Source organism: Escherichia sp. HH091_1A, from assembly GCF_030295175.1.
GTDB lineage: Bacteria > Pseudomonadota > Gammaproteobacteria > Enterobacterales > Enterobacteriaceae > Escherichia > Escherichia coli_F.
In genome coordinates this window covers 858,454-876,181 of sequence record NZ_AP025747.1, presented here as the reverse complement: position 1 = coordinate 876,181, position 17,728 = coordinate 858,454, and the positions used below count along the sequence as shown (strand labels likewise).

General features: G+C 48.3%; 15 protein-coding genes. 12 read left to right on the top strand and 3 right to left on the bottom strand.

Annotated elements, in window-relative coordinates; all coding sequences use genetic code 11:
- Window positions 1–512 precede the first annotated feature (512 nt).
- The 11 genes from QUF14_RS04005 to cobO all read left to right on the top strand — a co-directional run bounded on the left by QUF14_RS04005 (window position 513) and on the right by cobO (window position 12,546).
- Window positions 513–1,457, top strand: a complete 945-nt coding sequence (locus tag QUF14_RS04005; protein ID WP_100734005.1) for a hypothetical protein — start codon at window positions 513–515, stop codon at window positions 1,455–1,457.
- 79 nt (window positions 1,458–1,536) lie between these two features.
- Window positions 1,537–1,959 carry a hypothetical protein gene (locus QUF14_RS04000; protein ID WP_072157015.1) on the top strand — a complete coding sequence of 141 codons (423 nt, stop codon included), beginning with the start codon at window positions 1,537–1,539 and terminating at the stop codon, window positions 1,957–1,959.
- A gap of 543 nt (window positions 1,960–2,502) precedes the next feature.
- Entirely contained in the window at window positions 2,503–2,952 is a 450-nt protein-coding gene (gene glmS, locus QUF14_RS03995) for a methylaspartate mutase subunit S (RefSeq protein ID WP_000710392.1), read from the top strand.
- Window positions 2,952–4,340: a methylaspartate mutase accessory protein GlmL gene (gene glmL / locus QUF14_RS03990; protein ID WP_100734004.1), complete on the top strand. Its 1,389-nt coding sequence runs from the start codon at window positions 2,952–2,954 to the stop codon at window positions 4,338–4,340. The genes glmS and glmL overlap by 1 nt, the downstream gene beginning before the upstream one ends.
- A gap of 18 nt (window positions 4,341–4,358) precedes the next feature.
- Window positions 4,359–5,804, top strand: a complete 1,446-nt coding sequence (locus QUF14_RS03985; protein WP_000423321.1) for a methylaspartate mutase subunit E — start codon at window positions 4,359–4,361, stop codon at window positions 5,802–5,804.
- Window positions 5,804–7,045, top strand: coding sequence for a methylaspartate ammonia-lyase (locus QUF14_RS03980; RefSeq protein WP_000695027.1), 1,242 nt, complete (start codon window positions 5,804–5,806; stop codon window positions 7,043–7,045). The genes QUF14_RS03985 and QUF14_RS03980 overlap by 1 nt, the downstream gene beginning before the upstream one ends.
- Before the next feature lie 3 nt (window positions 7,046–7,048).
- Complete coding sequence (locus tag QUF14_RS03975; protein WP_000124271.1) at window positions 7,049–8,419, top strand: acyclic terpene utilization AtuA family protein; 1,371 nt, start codon at window positions 7,049–7,051, stop codon at window positions 8,417–8,419.
- The gene (locus tag QUF14_RS03970) at window positions 8,416–8,733 is read left to right on the top strand and encodes a DUF4387 domain-containing protein (protein ID WP_000813947.1); all 318 of its coding nucleotides are present in this window, start codon (window positions 8,416–8,418) and stop codon (window positions 8,731–8,733) included. The genes QUF14_RS03975 and QUF14_RS03970 overlap by 4 nt, the downstream gene beginning before the upstream one ends.
- Window positions 8,734–8,893: 160 nt before the next feature.
- Window positions 8,894–10,174, top strand: coding sequence for a dicarboxylate/amino acid:cation symporter (locus QUF14_RS03965; RefSeq protein ID WP_000724204.1), 1,281 nt, complete (start codon window positions 8,894–8,896; stop codon window positions 10,172–10,174).
- Window positions 10,175–10,281: 107 nt separating this feature from the next.
- On the top strand, window positions 10,282–11,934 hold the full coding sequence (locus QUF14_RS03960; protein ID WP_100734003.1) for a class I fumarate hydratase: 1,653 nt from the start codon (window positions 10,282–10,284) through the stop codon (window positions 11,932–11,934).
- 9 nt (window positions 11,935–11,943) lie between these two features.
- A complete protein-coding gene (cobO, locus tag QUF14_RS03955; protein ID WP_100734002.1) occupies window positions 11,944–12,546 on the top strand; it encodes a cob(I)yrinic acid a,c-diamide adenosyltransferase in 603 nt (200 codons plus the stop codon).
- 33 nt (window positions 12,547–12,579) lie between these two features.
- Here cobO and QUF14_RS03950 read toward each other — a convergent pair whose 3' ends face one another.
- A complete protein-coding gene (locus tag QUF14_RS03950; RefSeq protein ID WP_001214254.1) occupies window positions 12,580–13,485 on the bottom strand; it encodes a LysR substrate-binding domain-containing protein in 906 nt (301 codons plus the stop codon).
- A gap of 589 nt (window positions 13,486–14,074) precedes the next feature.
- Here QUF14_RS03950 and QUF14_RS03945 point away from each other — a divergent pair.
- Window positions 14,075–15,472 carry an RtcB family protein gene (locus tag QUF14_RS03945; RefSeq protein ID WP_000546463.1) on the top strand — a complete coding sequence of 466 codons (1,398 nt, stop codon included), beginning with the start codon at window positions 14,075–14,077 and terminating at the stop codon, window positions 15,470–15,472.
- Window positions 15,473–15,569: 97 nt separating this feature from the next.
- Here QUF14_RS03945 and sucD read toward each other — a convergent pair whose 3' ends face one another.
- The gene (sucD, locus tag QUF14_RS03940) at window positions 15,570–16,439 is read right to left on the bottom strand and encodes a succinate--CoA ligase subunit alpha (protein WP_000025458.1); all 870 of its coding nucleotides are present in this window, start codon (window positions 16,437–16,439) and stop codon (window positions 15,570–15,572) included.
- Window positions 16,439–17,605 carry an ADP-forming succinate--CoA ligase subunit beta gene (gene sucC / locus QUF14_RS03935; RefSeq protein WP_001048602.1) on the bottom strand — a complete coding sequence of 389 codons (1,167 nt, stop codon included), beginning with the start codon at window positions 17,603–17,605 and terminating at the stop codon, window positions 16,439–16,441. Before sucC ends, sucD begins: the two co-directional genes overlap by 1 nt.
- Window positions 17,606–17,728: the final 123 nt, after the last annotated feature.

Here is a 17,728-nt window from a genome sequence, read left to right as displayed (position 1 = left end):
ACGACAATTTATCGTGTTTTGCAGATTTTTTTCAAGAATTAAAAATTGATTTATATCAAAACCAGTCAAATATGTTAATTATGTATAAACCATAGACCATTGGTAATTTTATTGTTAATTTATTGTGAAATATTTATGTAACACAATTATTACAATAAAAAGACATAGATAAAAAACCAGTGTTTTATTTAACAGAATCGCCTTATCAACTTTTTATAATACCAATTGATTAGAGTAGCCAATTTGTTGCTATTTTACATAACATATTTTTATCAAAGTTAATTGATTGTTGCCTTTATGAGCATTGCCGTAAGACCGCCATGTTATTGTTTCATTTGTAATAATCACCAATAAGTATCGATGAGAGAGATATCGCTTAACAGAGGCGACTGTGTCTGCATGAACACAGGCAACTTTCGCCTGATAAACGAAAAATGAGCGATTTTTGCAAGTTAGTTTTTCTATAGCCGGGTACGCTGAGCGCCTCGCTTGATTACAATGAGGTTGCTGCCATGGGTCTTGATAATATAGGTTCTGTTGTCAATCGCTTCTCTGGTTGGCCATCAAATGATCCTCTAAAAACAGATAACGAATCAATGACATCATCCGTGACTGTGCAGGTAATAAAGTTGATTGCCGCCATCCTTGACCCACATCGGATAGTCGTTGGTATCGATACACTTTATACAACACAGCGCAAAACATTTACCTCAGAGGGTCAACAACTCATTGAATCAGCATTGAAAACACTTAATGTGATGAATTTAAATAACCTGGAAACAGATCGCGATGAGGAGGGTAACTATCTGGCTTTTGGATATAACGTTGACACTCCTGACAGAATAACCGTTTCTGCTTATAATGAAAAAAAACCTTTCTGTTATGGCCAATGTCTTTTAATACAGGATGAAGAACCAGATTTATTTAACCTGGCAAAAATTAAAACCTTTGAAGCCAGGCATAATTATGTTTCTAAATTGATGAGCGATCCGGAATTTATGTTTAAATTCAGTTATAGCGCCCAACAAAATAGATTAGAACCTCATCTTCTGGTTCCCACTTATTTCCCTCTGAAAACAAACCAACCGGTTACGCTAGAGGATGTACTGATACTTTATCGTTTCTTTAAAATGAATGGCGATTTTAATATATTAACATCAGATGAATACATGAGTATCATGACACCTCTGATGAAGTGTGAGCGTAGTGTCCACGACCATAACAGGTATGTGACGGGCAAAGATGCTCTTCTTCTGGACAATCCTCCGTCTGGTAACCAGATTTATTTCCATATTTCCCCTGACGAATCAGCAACACTTGTCCTTTATTTTTCAGACAATAACCTTGAATCCTTCGTCTTTGAAAATGATATTCCGAGCCAGTATCGACATTTCAAAATGTTTACCAATTTAGCACTAGTTATTGATCAGTTAACCGACGCCAATCAAATACTTTAATTTTCTATACAGCCCTGTGTAAAATATTGCTAAACAGTGCCCGGGGTTGATTTTTATTCCTCACGGTGATATTTAAATCATGACACCATCTCAGCTCTCTTTTAATACTCTTCCTGTCAATGCAACATGCACTTCAGAGATAACAGTAAACACACAAAAATTCTCTGACATCCTCTACTCAGTGGGGTATTCCCTAAAGGATCTGGCTTATCTGAGCAGATGTCTGGCATCATTACACCCGACACTCGCCAAAAACATTTATGAAACGGAAAATCTCAGCGATCAAAAATTACTTTATATAGATTGCCGTAGTACAAATGAAATCAAGATAAATATCTTTTTGGGTCAAAAAAGAGAAGAATTAATCGAAATTAGTTCTGATACAGTCATTTTTTCGATACTGTCTTCATTGATTGACTCAGCTATTTCTGAACATCGACATCAAATCACCGTTAATGATTCAAATAATTCTGAACTATTTTATGAGGATTATACTGATTAAATCCACTCTGTGCGAACCTGTCCTGCATTTATGCCAGAAGTATTAGAATCTTTGATTAACGTTACTCGTACTGGTAGCACCTTCATGTGCCTCTCTTTTTTACGAACAATCAAAAGAACTAACAAAGGGCATAATTCGTATAAATCATTAACCATTTGTTATATTCAACATTTTTTTTACATTAAGCAGAGATGAATTGCAGTGAAATTCAAGTTAAATTTTACAAAATGTATTACTCATGGCTAAAAAATCTCCCCAAAATGCAAATTAGAAGTTGATCACAATTATCTCAATACATCAAATCAAGTTAATTTTAAAAATTTAACATTCATGACATTAGTTGACATAACACGCTGAATTAAAATGAGAATTTAAAAACACACTTTAAACAATCATTTCCCGAAAGACATTTTGAAAATAGATCAATTGCAACATTACGGTCAGATAAAGACACTCCTCTGATATTAAACCTGTGCCGTTATGAACGGCCATAAATACGACGTGTGTAACTTAATTTACTCTCTGTCTTACAAAGGATTACCCATGAAGAAAGCAACACTTGTGATTGGCGTTATTGGCGCGGACTGCCATGCAGTAGGCAATAAAGTTCTGGACCGCGTTTTTAGCAACCATGACTTCAGAGTCATTAATCTGGGCGTAATGGTCAGCCAGGACGAATATATTGATGCTGCCATTGAAACTGGCGCTGACGCGATTGTCGTCTCCTCTATCTATGGGCATGGCGATATCGACTGTCTGGGCATGCGCGAACGCTGCATTGAGCGTGGCTTGGGGGACATCCTGCTCTATGTGGGCGGCAACCTGGTGGTCGGAAAACATGACTTCGCTGACGTGGAAACCAAATTCAAAGAGATGGGATTTGATCGCGTCTTTTCCCCAAGTCATGACTTAGAAGATGTTTGTCAGCTGATGGCCCACGATATCAACCAACGTCATGACGTTGATACTCGCATTCTTGAAGAGGCAATCTGATGCAAATCGTCTCTGTCGATATTGGATCGACGTGGACCAAAGCAGCCCTCTTCACCCGGGAGGGGGACGCGTTAACGTTGGTTAACCACGTTCTGACCCCAACCACCACCCATCATCTGGCGAAGGGGTTTTTCTCCAGCCTGGACCAGGTGTTAAATGTAGATGATGCCCTCCCCCTGTTAAACAGTGGTGAGGTTGCATTGAAGTATTCCTCCTCTGCCAAAGGTGGGCTGGCGGTTGCCGCAATGGGATTGGTGCCTTCTATCACCCTGGAAACCGCGAAAGTAACCGCTCACTCTGCGGGTGCTAAAATTGCGCAATATTACGCCTACAAGCTGAACCGCCGTGATATCCAGGCACTGGAAGAAACGCAGCCCGATATTCTCTTGTTCACCGGCGGCACCGACGGCGGAGAAGAAAGCTACGGACTGAATAACGCCCGTGTGCTGGCAGAATCCAAACTCGACTGCGCCATTATTTATGCCGGAAACCGGGATATTCAGGACAAGGTGCAGGAGCTCCTCGGGCATAAAGACCTGACCATCGTCGACAACGTTCTGCCCGATCTTGACCATCCGAACCCTTTAGCTGCACGCCAGGCTATCTGCGACATATTCCTTAAACGCATCGTTAAAGGGAAAGGGCTGGATGTCATTGTTGATAAAACAGGCGAAGAACCAATGCCGACACCATGGACGGTCTTTGAACTGGTTAAGGCAATCAGTAACGTCGATCACAGCTGGAAAGAGTTCATGCTGATCGACATGGGCGGCGCAACCACCGATGTCTATTCCGCCTGTGCCAACACGCTCTCGCCCGACACTGTTTTACATGGCGTACCGGAACCCTTCGTAAAACGGACGGTAGAAGGCGATCTGGGAATGCGCGTCTCGGCAATGGTGGTTGGTGAAAGTGCGAAAGAGTTAGTCAGTGTGAATTTTGCTCAGCAACCCGCACAGTTGGACGCTTTTTATCATTACCTCCGTCATCTAGTCGCTCATCCCGACTACTTACCCGCGAATGCAGATGAAAAATATTTCGATACCGTCCTGGCCGGACTGTGTGTGGGTTATGCCACCGAAAGACATGCGGGCACCAAAAAAGAGGTCTGCACCTGCGTCGGCAATGTCGATTTACAGATGGGACGCGACCTGACAACTGTGCGTAAAGTCGTTGGATCCGGCGGATGGCTCTCGCGTGCCAGTCAGTTCGATATGCATCGCTGGTTGAAATACCGCGAGTTAAACGACGACGGCAAACGCATTCTCTTACCGACCGAATTTGAATATTACCGCGATTCCCGGGGGCTATTACCACTGCTGGCAAACGTCGCCAGAGTCGATCCGCTGGCCGCCGCGCGCACCAGTATTCAATGCTTAACCCTATAACAATTAAGGCTGCAATCAATGGAACTTCGAAATAAGAAATTAACCCATGACGAATTCATGACCGAGCGGCAACAGGTATTGAAAACCTGGGAAACCGGCAAGGATGTTGAAAACTTTGAAGATGGCGTTAAATACCAACAAACCATTCCTGAGCATAAACGCTTCTCTCTTGCCCTGCTGAAAGCAGACAAGGAAGGTAAAACCCTTAGCCAACCGCGCGCAGGCGTGGCGCTGATGGACGAACACATCGAACTACTGAAAACACTACAAGAAGAGTGCGATCTGCTGCCGAGCACTATCGATGCATATACCCGTCTGAATCGGTACGAAGAAGCGGCTGTAGGGATTAAAAAATCCATCGAAGCCGGAACCTCTAAACTGAACGGTTTACCGGTAGTTAACCACGGCGTCGCAGCTTGCCGTCGCCTCACCGAAACTCTGCAAAAACCGCTACAGATCCGCCACGGCACGCCTGATGCGCGTCTGCTGGCTGAAATCTCGATGGCCAGCGGCTTTACCAGTTATGAAGGCGGCGGCATTTCCTACAATATTCCGTATGCCAAGCGCGTAACGCTGGAAAAATCGATCCGCGACTGGCAGTACTGCGATCGTTTAATGGGGATGTATGAAGAACACGGGATCCGCATCAACCGCGAACCGTTTGGCCCACTAACGGGTACGCTAATCCCGCCGTTTATCTCGCACTCTATCGCAATAATCGAAGGCTTGCTGGCACTGGAACAGGGTGTGAAGTCTATCACCGTTGGTTATGGTCAGGTCGGTAGCCTGACGCAGGATGTTGCGGCGATCCAGTCTCTGCGGGAACTTGCACACGAATATTTTCAGAGCTATGGCTATACCGACTACGAATTAAGTACCGTGTTTCACCAGTGGATGGGAGGCTTTCCGGAGGACGAATCGAAAGCGTTCGCCATTATCTCCTGGGGTGCTGCCGTCGCGGGGATGTCTGGTGCTACCAAAGTCATCACCAAAAGTCCGCACGAAGCCTGGGGCATCCCGACTGCTGCTGCCAACATTCAGGGGCTAAAAGCCTCCCGCCAGATGCTCAACATGGTCAACGAGCAGAAATTCCCGCCGTGCCCGGCGGTTGAACTGGAAATTGAACTGATTAAGAGCGAGGTTCGCGCTGTACTGAACAAAGTGTTCGAACTGGGCAATGGTGATATTGCGCGCGGTACGGTGCTGGCATTTGAAGCGGGCGTACTGGATGTGCCGTTTGCGCCAGCCGCCTGCAACGCAGGCAAAATTCTTCCGGTCCGTGACAACACCGGCGCGATACGCGTACTGGAAGCCGGAGCCGTTCCATTGCCAAAAGATATTCTCGACCTCCACCACGATTACGTTGCTGAACGCGCGCGCTTTGAAGGACGCCAACCGACATTCCAGATGGTTGTAGATGACATCAATGCTGTATCCCACAGTAAATTAATAGGAAGACCATAATGAAAATAAAACAGGCCCTTTTTACCGCTGGCTACTCCTCATTCTATTTCGATGATCAGCAGGCGATAAAAAACGGAGCGGGTCACGACGGCTTTTTTTATACCGGAGAGCCGGTAACACAGGGGTTTAACGCCGTACGTCAGGCCGGGGAGTGCGTTTCGGTTCAGTTGATTCTGGAAAACGGTGCGGTCGCCGTAGGCGACTGTGCTGCCGTACAGTATTCCGGGGCAGGCGGTCGCGATCCACTGTTCCTCGCAGAGCACTTTATTCCGTTCCTCAACGACCATATCAAGCCATTACTGGTAGGCCGCGATGTGGATGCTTTCCTGCCGAATGCCCGTTTCTTCGACAAATTGCGTATTGACGGAAACTTGCTGCATACCGCCGTACGTTATGGATTATCACAGGCGCTGCTTGATGCTACCGCGCTGGCAACCGGCCGTCTAAAAACTGAAGTGGTCTGTGATGAATGGCAGTTGCCACGCGTGGCGGAATCCATTCCATTATTTGGTCAGAGCGGAGACGATCGATATATCGCTGTCGATAAGATGATCCTTAAGGGCATCGACGTGCTACCTCATGCGCTGATTAATAACGTCGAAGAGAAACTGGGCTTTAAAGGAGAAAAACTGCGCGAATATGTCCGTTGGCTATCCGATCGGATTCTAAGCAAACGCACCAGCGCACGCTACCACCCTACCCTACACATCGATGTATACGGCACTATTGGTCTGATCTTCGATATGGATCCGCTTCGCTGTGCGCAATACATCGCCAGTCTGGAAAAAGAGGCGCAAGGCCTGCCGCTCTACATTGAGGGGCCGGTCGATGCCGGTAACAAGCCCGATCAAATCCGCCTGCTGACCGCGATTACCAAAGAGCTGACGCGCCTCGGTTCCGGCGTGAAAATTGTGGCCGATGAATGGTGTAACACCTACCAGGATATTGTTGATTTCACTGATGCCGCCAGTTGCCACATGGTGCAAATCAAAACCCCGGATCTGGGCAGTATTCACAACATCGTCGATGCAGTTCTTTATTGCAACAGCCACAGCATGGAAGCGTACCAGGGCGGCACCTGCAATGAAACCGATGTCAGCGCCCGCACGTGTGTCCACGTCGCCCTTGCCGCTCGCCCCATGCGTATGCTGGTAAAACCGGGGATGGGCTTTGACGAAGGCCTCGATATCGTCTTCAACGAAATGAATCGTACTATCGCGCTGTTGCAGGCTAAGGATTAACAAATGGCTCGTTCTTTTAAAGTCTTATCGCCAACGGCAATCCTCGGGTATGGATTCCCGGAAGAGAGCTTCCGCAAAGCGATGGCAGAATCGCCCGATCTGATCGCCGTTGATGCAGGATCTTCCGATCCAGGTCCCCACTACCTCGGGGCAGGCAAACCATTTACCGATCGCGCAGGGGTCAAGCGCGATCTGCGCTATATGATCACCGCAGGCGTGCAAAATAATATACCGGTGGTGATCGGAACGGCCGGCGGTTCTGGTGCCGCTCCACACCTGGAGTGGTGCCGAGAAATAATTCATGAGATTGCCCGGGAAGAGCGCCTCGCGTTCTCGATGGCGCTGATCCCGGCAGACGTTGACAAAGCCATCGTCCACCAGGCGCTGGATAACGGCAAAATCACGGCGCTGGATTTTGTCCCGCCGTTAACCCACGACTCGATTGACGAAAGTACGTATATCGTCGCGCAAATGGGCATCGAACCCTTCCAGCGGGCGCTGAAAGAAGGAGCGCAAGTGGTGCTGGGCGGGCGCGCTTACGACCCGGCCTGCTTTGCTGCGCTTCCGATCATGCAAGGCTTTGATGAAGGTCTGGCACTGCATTGTGGGAAAATCCTTGAATGTGCGGCAATCGCTGCAACACCCGGCTCAGGCTCTGACTGTGCGATGGGCATCATTGATGACAACGGCTTTACGCTGAAGACGTTTAATCCGAAGCGTAAATTTACCGAAACGTCAGCTGCTGCACACACACTGTATGAGAAATCCGATCCCTACTTTCTGCCAGGACCTGGCGGCGTGCTAAACCTGAAAGGTTGCACATTTAAAGCGATCAATGATGGCGAAGTGTACGTCAGCGGTTCTAAGCATGAAGAAACGCCCTATGCCCTGAAACTGGAAGGTGCGCGGCGGGTGGGTTTCCGCTGTTTGACCATCGCCGGAACGCGCGACCCGATCATGATCGCCGGGATCGATAACATCATCGATGAAGTCAAAACCAGCGTTTCGCGTAATCTGTCCTTAGACGATGACAGCATTCGCATCAATTTCCACCTGTACGGCAAAAACGGGGTGATGGGTGACCATGAACCGATGCAAACTGCCGGGCATGAGCTGGGGATTGTCCTTGATGTAGTTGCACCGACCCAGGAAATTGCCAACAGCGTTTGCTCGCTGGTGCGCTCTACCATGCTGCACTACGGCTATGAAAACCGCATCGCTACCGCAGGCAACCTAGCGTTCCCGTTCTCCCCTTCTGATATCCAGGGCGGGCCGGTATACGAATTTTCCATATATCACCTGATTGAAGCCAACGACGCTCTGCGTTTTGATTTCCATATTGAACAGGTGACGCCAGAAGGAGTTCAGGCATGAAACAGTCAATTGTCTCACTGGCGCAAGTCATTCGTTCGAAAAATGCCGGACCTTACGAACTGGTTTTAGATATTTTATTTAAAACGAAAGAAAACTATGAGCGAGTAAAATCATCAGGGCAATTAACCCCAGAACTGATTGCGCGCTTATATCATGTTGAACCTGACTTTATTCATCGTATTGTCTGGTTTGATCCTTCTAACGCAGTAAAAATTGTCATGCCACGAGATATTATCTCCGGGAATGTAGGTGACAATGATGTCTATGGCGCACAGCAACATGCACCTTTATTAAATATGAGTTTCGATTTGTAAAAATCCGAACACTTTTAGCCAACTGACATCCCGTCACTTATTGCAGCTCAACACTTCAGCTATTTGTAAGGTTGTTATAGCAGGTAGATGCCTGAATCTCTATTCAGGCATCCACTTCTCCTGATTCTGATTTATCGCCGTGCACCTGATGGAGGAAAAAATGAAGAAAATAAGTTTAACTACGATGATTCTTTTGGCGCTGGTACTTGGAATGATTATCGGCGTAGTGCTCAATAACACTGCTTCACCGGAAACAGCAAAACTCTATGCGCAAGAAATATCGATATTCACGACGATTTTCTTACGACTGATAAAAATGATTATCGCTCCGTTAGTGGTCTCTACCCTGGTGGTAGGTATTGCTAAAATGGGCGATGCCAAAGCCCTTGGTCGTATTTTTTCTAAAACACTCTTTTTATTTATTTGCGCCTCATTGCTGTCAATTGCCTTAGGCTTGATAACGGTAAATTTCTTCATGCCAGGCACAGGAATTAATTTTGTTGCACACGGTGCCGAAACCACCGGAGTGGTCGCGTCAGAACCCTTTACACTAAAAGTATTTATTTCGCATGCTTTCCCCACCAGCATTGTCGATGCCATGGCGCACAATGAAATTTTGCAAATCGTGGTGTTCTCAATTTTCCTCGGCTGTAGCCTGACGGCGATTGGTGAGAAAGGCAGCGCCATCGTTCACGCCTTAGATTCGCTGGCACATGCCATGTTAAAGCTCACTGGCTACGTCATGCTCTTCGCTCCCCTGACCGTATTCGCCGCTATTTCAGCATTGATTGCTGAACGAGGACTGGCAGTTATGGTGAGCGCCGGGATCTTTATGGGTGAATTTTATTTCACCATGTTATTACTTTGGGTGCTGCTTATCGGTCTGGCCATCGTTTATGTCGGCCCCTGCATCAGACGCCTGACCCGCGCCCTTTCAGAACCCGCCCTGCTGGCATTTACCACATCCAGTTCTGAAGCTGCTTTTCCGGGAACGCTTGAAAAACTGGAGCAATTTGGCGTTTCCCCCAAAATTGCCAGCTTTGTCTTACCCATTGGCTACTCATTTAATCTCGTTGGATCAATGGCCTACTGCTCCTTCGCCACAGTTTTCATCGCCCAGGCCTGCAATATCCATTTATCCATCGGTGAGCAAATCACCATGCTGTTGATCCTGATGTTGACCTCGAAAGGAATGGCTGGCGTACCACGCGCCTCAATGGTGGTTATCGCCGCCACGCTCAACCAGTTCAATATTCCGGAAGCGGGGCTGATCTTGCTGATGGGCGTTGATCCGTTCCTTGATATGGGGCGTTCCGCGACAAACGTCATGAGCAACGCAATGGGCGCTGCGATGGTGAGTCGGTGGGAAGGCGAACATTTCGGCGAGGGTTGTCGGGGTAAAGCATTAAAACCCAATGAATCGAACGTTGCTCTGCCCTGAGGGGGATCTTAAGCAATCAGAAGCCAATGACTACGCATTTTTATAAGCCGGATCATGAAGTTAGACGGCAATTAAGTAACACTAACGTTTAAGGTGAAAAGTGAAATATGTCCAAACCATTTATCTGGCAAGAACCGTTTCTACAAAATAAAGACGGTACAGAATATACATTAATTAGCGATCAACATATTACAGTAACGGAATTAGACGGCGAAGAAGTGATAAAAATCGCTCCTGAAGCATTAACGCTGCTTGCCCGGCAGGCATTTTATGAAGCCTCTTTTTTCTTACGTTCCGCTCATTTGCAACAGGTCGCCAGCATTCTTAGCGATCCGCAGGCCAGTAGTAATGATAAATACGTTGCGTTGCAGTTATTACGTAATGCTGAAGTCTCAGCAAAAGGGGTATTACCCAACTGTCAGGATACCGGCACCGCAACTATTGTTGCCAGTAAAGGGCAACAGATATGGACGGGAGGTAACGACGCTGAAGCCTTAAGCAAAGGCATTTACAGTACTTTCCAGGAAAATAATCTGCGCTTTTCACAAAATGCGCCGCTGGATATGTATACCGAAGTCAATACGCAAACCAATCTCCCGGCGCAGATTGATATCAGCGCTGTCGCTGGTAATGAGTACCATTTTCTCTGTGTTAATAAAGGGGGCGGCTCCGCCAATAAAGCCGCGCTTTATCAGGAAACCAAATCCTTATTGCAACCAGAAAAACTGACCGCGTTTTTAATCGACAAAATGAAATCGTTGGGCACGGCCGCCTGCCCGCCCTACCACATCGCCTTTGTCGTCGGAGGGCTTTCAGCCGATCAAACCTTAAAAGTTGCCAAGCTGGCCTCTACGAAATATTACGACAATTTGCCCACCAGCGGAAACGAGCAGGGACAAGCATTCCGTGATATTGAGCTGGAAAAAGCGTTGCTCGAAGCCAGTCAGCAATTTGGTATTGGTGCGCAATTTGGGGGTAAATATTTCGCTCATGATATTCGCGTCATTCGTCTGCCGCGTCACGGTGGCTCTTGCCCGATAGCTATGGCGCTCTCCTGTTCTGCCGATCGCAATATCAAAGCAAAAATTAACAAGCACGGTATCTGGCTGGAAAAACTCGAACACAATCCGGGGCAATATATTCCAGCCTCATTGCGGGAAGAAAATCACTCGCAACATGTACACCTGGATCTAAACCGTCCGTTGCGTGACGTGATGCAGGATCTCGCCAGATTACCGGTAGGTACCCGCGTGTCGTTAAGTGGTCCCATCGTAGTGGCGCGCGATATCGCCCACGCAAAAATAAAAGCGCGGCTGGATAGCGGCGAATCGATGCCGGATTACCTGAAGCATCATATTGTCTATTACGCTGGCCCGGCGAAAACACCGGAGAACATGGCCTGCGGTTCACTGGGTCCAACCACGGGCGGTCGAATGGACGGTTATGTCGAAACCTTCCAGGCGGCTGGCGGCAGTCTGGTAATGTTATCGAAAGGTAACCGCAGCCAGCAGGTCACCGATGCCTGTCACAAACATGGCGGCTTCAATCTGGGAAGTATTGGCGGTGCAGCTGCGTTACTGGCGCAAGAATATGTCAAAAGTCTGCGTTGCCTGGAATACCCGGAGCTGGGTATGGAAGCGGTGTGGATGATGGAAGTGGAAAATCTGCCCGCATTCATCCTGGTCGATGATAAAGGCAATAATTTCTTTAGTCAGTTTGAGCAGCAACACCGCTGCGCCAGTTGCCCTGCGGGACATTAAGGAAAATGAATGGAAGCGCGAATTTCAACTGAACGGCATATGCAGCGCCAGCAGAAATTGAAGGAACAGGTCGATACGCGCGTCGCGGCGGCGATAGAGAAAAAAGGGATCTTGATTGTTTTCACCGGCAACGGCAAAGGGAAATCCACTGCCGCGTTTGGTACTGTGACGCGCGCGGTGGGTCATGGCAAAACGGTGGGGGTTGCGCAGTACATCAAGGGGCAATGGGACAACGGCGAATACAACCTTCTCCAGCCGCTGGGGGTTGAGTTTCATATTATGGGAACCGGTTTTACCTGGGAGACTCAGAACCGGCAAGCGGATATCGACGCGGCGAAAGAGGTCTGGTCGGAAAGCAAACGGATGCTGGCTGACAAGCGTTACGACTTAGTGGTGCTTGATGAGCTCACCTATATGCTGGCTTACCATTATCTGGATACCGAAGAAGTGATCGCTTCTCTGCAAAACCGCCCGGCACAACAAAGTGTCATTGTCACCGGACGCGGTTGCCACAGTCAGATATTAAAAATGGCGGATACGGTCAGCGAAATCCGCCCCGTCAAACATGCTTTTGATAACGGCATTCAGGCCCAGCCGGGTATCGACTGGTAATAACTGCGCCTGGCATCCCGCCAGGCGCAGGTTTTACATCTCCTGCGGTACGACCGATTTCGCCAGCAACCATTCACGAAATTGCTGCAAGTGCGGCGAGTCAGACTTCTCTTCCTGCCACGTCATAATAAAACGATTACCGGTACGAATAGGCACATCACAGGGAATCACCATATCGCCACTATCCAAATCATGTTGAATAGCGAACCGTGGTAACAGCGCCACGCCGAGATTAGAGCGCACGGCGGCAATCAGCATTGAAAGCAAATCGAAACGTGGTCCGTTATTGACCAGCGGACTGCTAACGCCAGATAAAGCAAACCACTCTTCCCAGCCAGTAATACGGGTGCTTTGATGCAGAAGTGGTAACTCAGTAAGCAGTTCTGCCACTGACAGTTTTTGATCGGACATTGCAAGCAAACTGCCGCTGCATACCGGCAAAATCTCCTCTTCAAAGAGATATTCTACTTCCGCCCAGGGCGCGCAAAAATTTTCGCGCATAATGACAGCATCGTACTCCCGATTAAGAAAATCGCCGTTATTAGCTAAAGAATGAATATTAACAATAATATCGGGATGTAACTTTGTGAATTCATGTAAATTTGGGATTAACCAGTGGGTACTAAACGTAGGATTAACGGCAAGTTCAATAACCTGAACCGTAGGCTGCCAGGTCATAATCGTATTGGTATCGCGTTCCAGCTTATTTAATGATTCTTTTACTATCCCCAGGTAATACTTCCCTGCATCATTAAGAAAAATGCGTTTTTTAGAGTGTGAAAATAGCGGAGTATGTAAAAATTCCTCCAGCGCACTTACTTGTCTGAATACAGCACTTTGGGTTAACGCTAACTCCTCTGCCGCTCTGGTATAGCTTTCATGACGTGCGACGACCTCAAAAGTCACCAGCAGCTCCGTTTTAGGTATTTTTCCTCGCATAATGCCGTCCGTGAAAAAATAACAATTCAAAAATTATTTTATAAAAAACAGTAGCACTAATGAATATCATAATTCAAATAAACAAACCAGTCAGCTATATGTCTAACCAGGAAAATAAAGTGACAATAATCCTAAAACAGGAATTTCACCTCAGTTATCCGCATGCAATACTTTAAAGCTATTATTGCAAGAATATTATTCATATACATGAATATACTCTAAATAAGTCAAGTTGCAGGAAGGGAACAAATAATGAATTTCCAGAAGCTTACATAAGTAAGTGACCTGGGTGAGCGAACATCGATGCAGCACATGCAACTTGAATTATGACAAGTATACAATGATAAATTTATATACCCTATGTTATATATTATCTATGTCCGGTTAAATTGAATGAGTCATAGCCTTAAAAGACTTCACAAAAGATAATTCCTCTTTAACAATAAGCCAGATTTACCACTTGTAAAACTTGCTATCGCCACATACACTACGCGCGTTTTCTTTCCCTTTTGCTGGCTGCTGACCGGAAAGACAAAATTACCCTCGCAATACAGGGGGTTGTTTAACGTCTATATTTCAGGACAGCGTTATGCATCATCTTTTAAGGCTTGATAAAGCCTTTCTGCGCAAAGGGATCCAACTTTCCCGTGCCAACAATATTGTTTCATTATGTCGTCCATCAGGAGCCAGTGCCCGCGTACTGCTGCCGGACGAACTGCCGCTGGAAGAAAAAGCAGTGACACAACTGCTTGATTTTGCAGAAGTGAAGATACCAGGCCATCCAGGTTACGTACGCCAGACCTGTGCGACGCCAGATTTTCATCCCGGCAATGGCGTCCCCGTTGGCGCGGTGGTGGCCTCAACGCCGGATTTAGTCATTCCCGCCGCCATCGGCACCGATATTTCTTGTGGCATGCGGCTGCTGACGACCGGATTAACACTTGAGCAAGCCGAAGCGCATAAAGACATCATCACTCAGCGGTTAACGCAAGTGCTACTACAAAATGAGCGCGATGTTCCGTTATCCGCACAGGCGTTCACCGCGCTTTTTGATGGCGGACCGGCAGATTGCGTGTCGACCTTGCCATCAGCAGGTCTCTGGACACGCACGAATATCCCCCGAATGGTACAAGAGATTGACCGCTGCATTGGGCTTAACGAGCATAACAGTCATTCGCGTTATGCCCCACCCGCCCTGCTGGCAACGGACCGCGCATTACTCCGCGATCCTTGTCTGGGTACGCCGGGTTCAGGTAATCATTTTATTGAACTTCAGGTCGTTGATAGCGTGGTTGATCGCCATGTAGCCTGGCAACAAGGGCTGAAAACAGGCGATATTGTGGTGATGATCCACAGTGGATCGCGAGATGTTGGCTTTTACGTCGGAAGACGCTGGATGGATCGCGCCCGTGCTGAATGGCCCACCGGACATAAACATCCACAAAGCGGGTTATATGGTCTGGCAGGCGGACTGGCGGAGGAATATCTACAAGCGATAGGAATGGCGGCGCGTTACGCGTGGTTAAATCGCGTGACAATTGCCGAAATGGTGCGCGTATGTCTTGCCAATCTCTTTCATCAGGACAATTCGCATCTGGTGGTGGATGTGCCACATAACATCATCCTTCGCGAGCATGAAATGAATATTCATCGCAAAGGCGCAACACCGGCACGAGTGGGCAATCTGGCGTTAATCCCTGGTTCAATGGGCGATTATTCGTGGCTTGCGGTAGGTTGCGGCAACTCGGAGTGGCTGTGGTCATGCAGTCACGGAGCAGGACGCAGCCAGCGTCGGCAGGCCATGCGCTCACGCGCGACTGAAGAGTCAACGCTGCCGTGGCAATGCGTCACATTGCGCGAAGAACGACGTCTTGAAGAAGCGCCAGCGGCTTATAAAGATATTGGTCCGGTTATCGAAGCTCAACAAGAAGCCGGATTAATTCAGCCAGCGGTCAGATTTCGACCGTGGTTAACGTTTAAAGCATAAAAAAGGCCATCATATGATGGCCAACCATGTCGAAACCGACAGCCCTTCGCCATTCCTGTAGAGGGAAGCGGCGAGGGCTATTTCTTATTACAAGTATTTATTTCAGAACAGTTTTCAGAGCTTCACCGATGTCAGCCAGGCTGCGAACGGTTTTCACGCCTGCGGCTTCCAGAGCAGCGAATTTCTCATCCGCAGTCCCTTTCCCACCGGCAATGATGGCACCCGCGTGGCCCATACGTTTGCCTTTCGGCGCAGTTACACCAGCGATGTAACCTACAACTGGCTTGGTAACGTGCTCTTTGATGTACGCAGCCGCTTCTTCTTCAGCGCTACCGCCGATCTCACCGATCATCACGATCGCTTCGGTCTGCGGATCTTTTTCGAACATTTCGAGGATGTCGATAAAGTTAGAACCAGGGATCGGGTCGCCGCCGATACCGACACAGGTCGACTGACCGAAACCGTAATCCGTGGTCTGTTTAACCGCTTCATAGGTCAGTGTACCGGAACGGGAAACGATACCCACTTTACCCGGTTTGTGAATGTGACCAGGCTGGATGCCGATTTTACATTCACCCGGAGTGATAACGCCCGGGCAGTTCGGGCCGATCATGCGTACGCCAGCTTCGTCCAGTTTCACTTTCACCGTCAGCATATCCAGCGTCGGGATGCCTTCAGTGATGGTGATAATCAGTTTGATACCTGCGTCGATGGCTTCCAGAATGGAGTCTTTGCAGAACGGAGCCGGTACGTAGATAACAGAAGCGGTAGCGCCAGTGGCAGCAACGGCTTCACGCACGGTGTTGAACACCGGCAGACCAAGGTGGGTAGTACCGCCTTTACCTGGGGTTACGCCGCCAACCATTTTAGTGCCGTATGCAATGGCCTGTTCAGAGTGGAAAGTCCCCTGGCTACCAGTAAAGCCCTGGCAAATAACCTTGGTGTTTTTATCAATTAAAATGGACATTATTTCCCCTCCACTGCGGCAACAACCTGCTGAGCTGCATCCGTCAGACCTTTTGCTGCAATAATATTCAGGCCGCTGTCAGCCAGTTTCTTCGCGCCGAGTTCGGCGTTGTTACCTTCCAGACGTACCACGACCGGTACGTTAACACCCACTTCCGCTACCGCGCCGATGATACCGTCAGCGATCAGGTCGCAACGAACGATACCACCGAAGATGTTAACCAGAACGGCTTTCACTTTGTCGTCAGAGAGGATGATTTTGAATGCTTCGGTTACACGTTCTTTGGTTGCGCCACCGCCAACGTCCAGGAAGTTAGCCGGTTCGCCGCCGTGCAGTTTAACGATGTCCATGGTGCCCATCGCCAGACCTGCGCCGTTAACCATACAACCGATGTTACCGTCCAGCGCAACGTAGTTCAGTTCCCACTGTGCAGCCTGTGCTTCACGTGGATCTTCCTGCGACTGGTCGCGCATTTCGCGCAGATCAGGCTGGCGGAACAGTGCGTTGCCGTCAGCGCCCAGTTTGCCGTCGAGGCAAATCAGATCGCCCTGTTTGGTGATGACCAGCGGGTTGATTTCGATCAACGCCAGGTCGCGCTCCAGGAAAATGGTCGCCAGGCCCATGAAGATTTTGGTGAACTGCTGAACCAGTTTACCTTCCAGACCCAGTTTGAACGCCAGCTCGCGTCCCTGATACGGCATCGGGCCAGTCAGCGGATCAAGCGCAACTTTGTGGATCAGGTGCGGAGTTTCTTCCGCCACTTTTTCGATTTCCACGCCGCCTTCGGTGGAGGCCATAAAGACCACGCGACGGGAACTACGGTCTACAACGGCACCAAGATACAGCTCTTTAGCGATATCGGTCGCTGCTTCAACCAGAATCTGGTTAACCGGTTGACCATTGGCATCTGTTTGATACGTTACCAGACGCTTGCCCAGCCAGTTTTCTGCAAAAGCACGGATGTCTTCTTTGCTGTTTACAACTTTCACACCGCCCGCTTTACCGCGGCCACCAGCGTGAACCTGACATTTCACTACCCACGGACCGGCACCGATTTTTGAAGCGGCTTCTTCTGCTTCGCGCGGAGTAGTACAGGCATAACCCACCGGTGCTGGTAAGCCATAGCGGGCAAACAGTTGTTTTGCCTGATATTCATGTAAGTTCATGTGTTCTGTCCATCCTTCAGTAATCGTTATCTTTTAAACCGTAGACCGAATATTTCGTATCGCTTCCGGGTATTGTCGGTCACCCGTAGGCCTGATAAGACGCGCAAGCGTCGCATCAGGCAT

Coding starts and splice junctions, on each gene's coding strand:
- QUF14_RS03965 (WP_000724204.1), top strand. CDS start 8,894: ATGAAGAAAATAAGTTTAACTACGATGATTCTTTTGGCGCTGGTACTT.
- QUF14_RS03945 (WP_000546463.1), top strand. CDS start 14,075: ATGCATCATCTTTTAAGGCTTGATAAAGCCTTTCTGCGCAAAGGGATC.
- QUF14_RS03975 (WP_000124271.1), top strand. CDS start 7,049: ATGGCTCGTTCTTTTAAAGTCTTATCGCCAACGGCAATCCTCGGGTAT.
- glmS (WP_000710392.1), top strand. CDS start 2,503: ATGAAGAAAGCAACACTTGTGATTGGCGTTATTGGCGCGGACTGCCAT.
- QUF14_RS03985 (WP_000423321.1), top strand. CDS start 4,359: ATGGAACTTCGAAATAAGAAATTAACCCATGACGAATTCATGACCGAG.
- cobO (WP_100734002.1), top strand. CDS start 11,944: ATGGAAGCGCGAATTTCAACTGAACGGCATATGCAGCGCCAGCAGAAA.
- glmL (WP_100734004.1), top strand. CDS start 2,952: ATGCAAATCGTCTCTGTCGATATTGGATCGACGTGGACCAAAGCAGCC.
- QUF14_RS03970 (WP_000813947.1), top strand. CDS start 8,416: ATGAAACAGTCAATTGTCTCACTGGCGCAAGTCATTCGTTCGAAAAAT.
- QUF14_RS03980 (WP_000695027.1), top strand. CDS start 5,804: ATGAAAATAAAACAGGCCCTTTTTACCGCTGGCTACTCCTCATTCTAT.
- QUF14_RS03950 (WP_001214254.1), bottom strand. CDS start 13,485: ATGCGAGGAAAAATACCTAAAACGGAGCTGCTGGTGACTTTTGAGGTC.
- QUF14_RS04000 (WP_072157015.1), top strand. CDS start 1,537: ATGACACCATCTCAGCTCTCTTTTAATACTCTTCCTGTCAATGCAACA.
- QUF14_RS03960 (WP_100734003.1), top strand. CDS start 10,282: ATGTCCAAACCATTTATCTGGCAAGAACCGTTTCTACAAAATAAAGAC.
- QUF14_RS04005 (WP_100734005.1), top strand. CDS start 513: ATGGGTCTTGATAATATAGGTTCTGTTGTCAATCGCTTCTCTGGTTGG.
- sucD (WP_000025458.1), bottom strand. CDS start 16,439: ATGTCCATTTTAATTGATAAAAACACCAAGGTTATTTGCCAGGGCTTT.
- sucC (WP_001048602.1), bottom strand. CDS start 17,605: ATGAACTTACATGAATATCAGGCAAAACAACTGTTTGCCCGCTATGGC.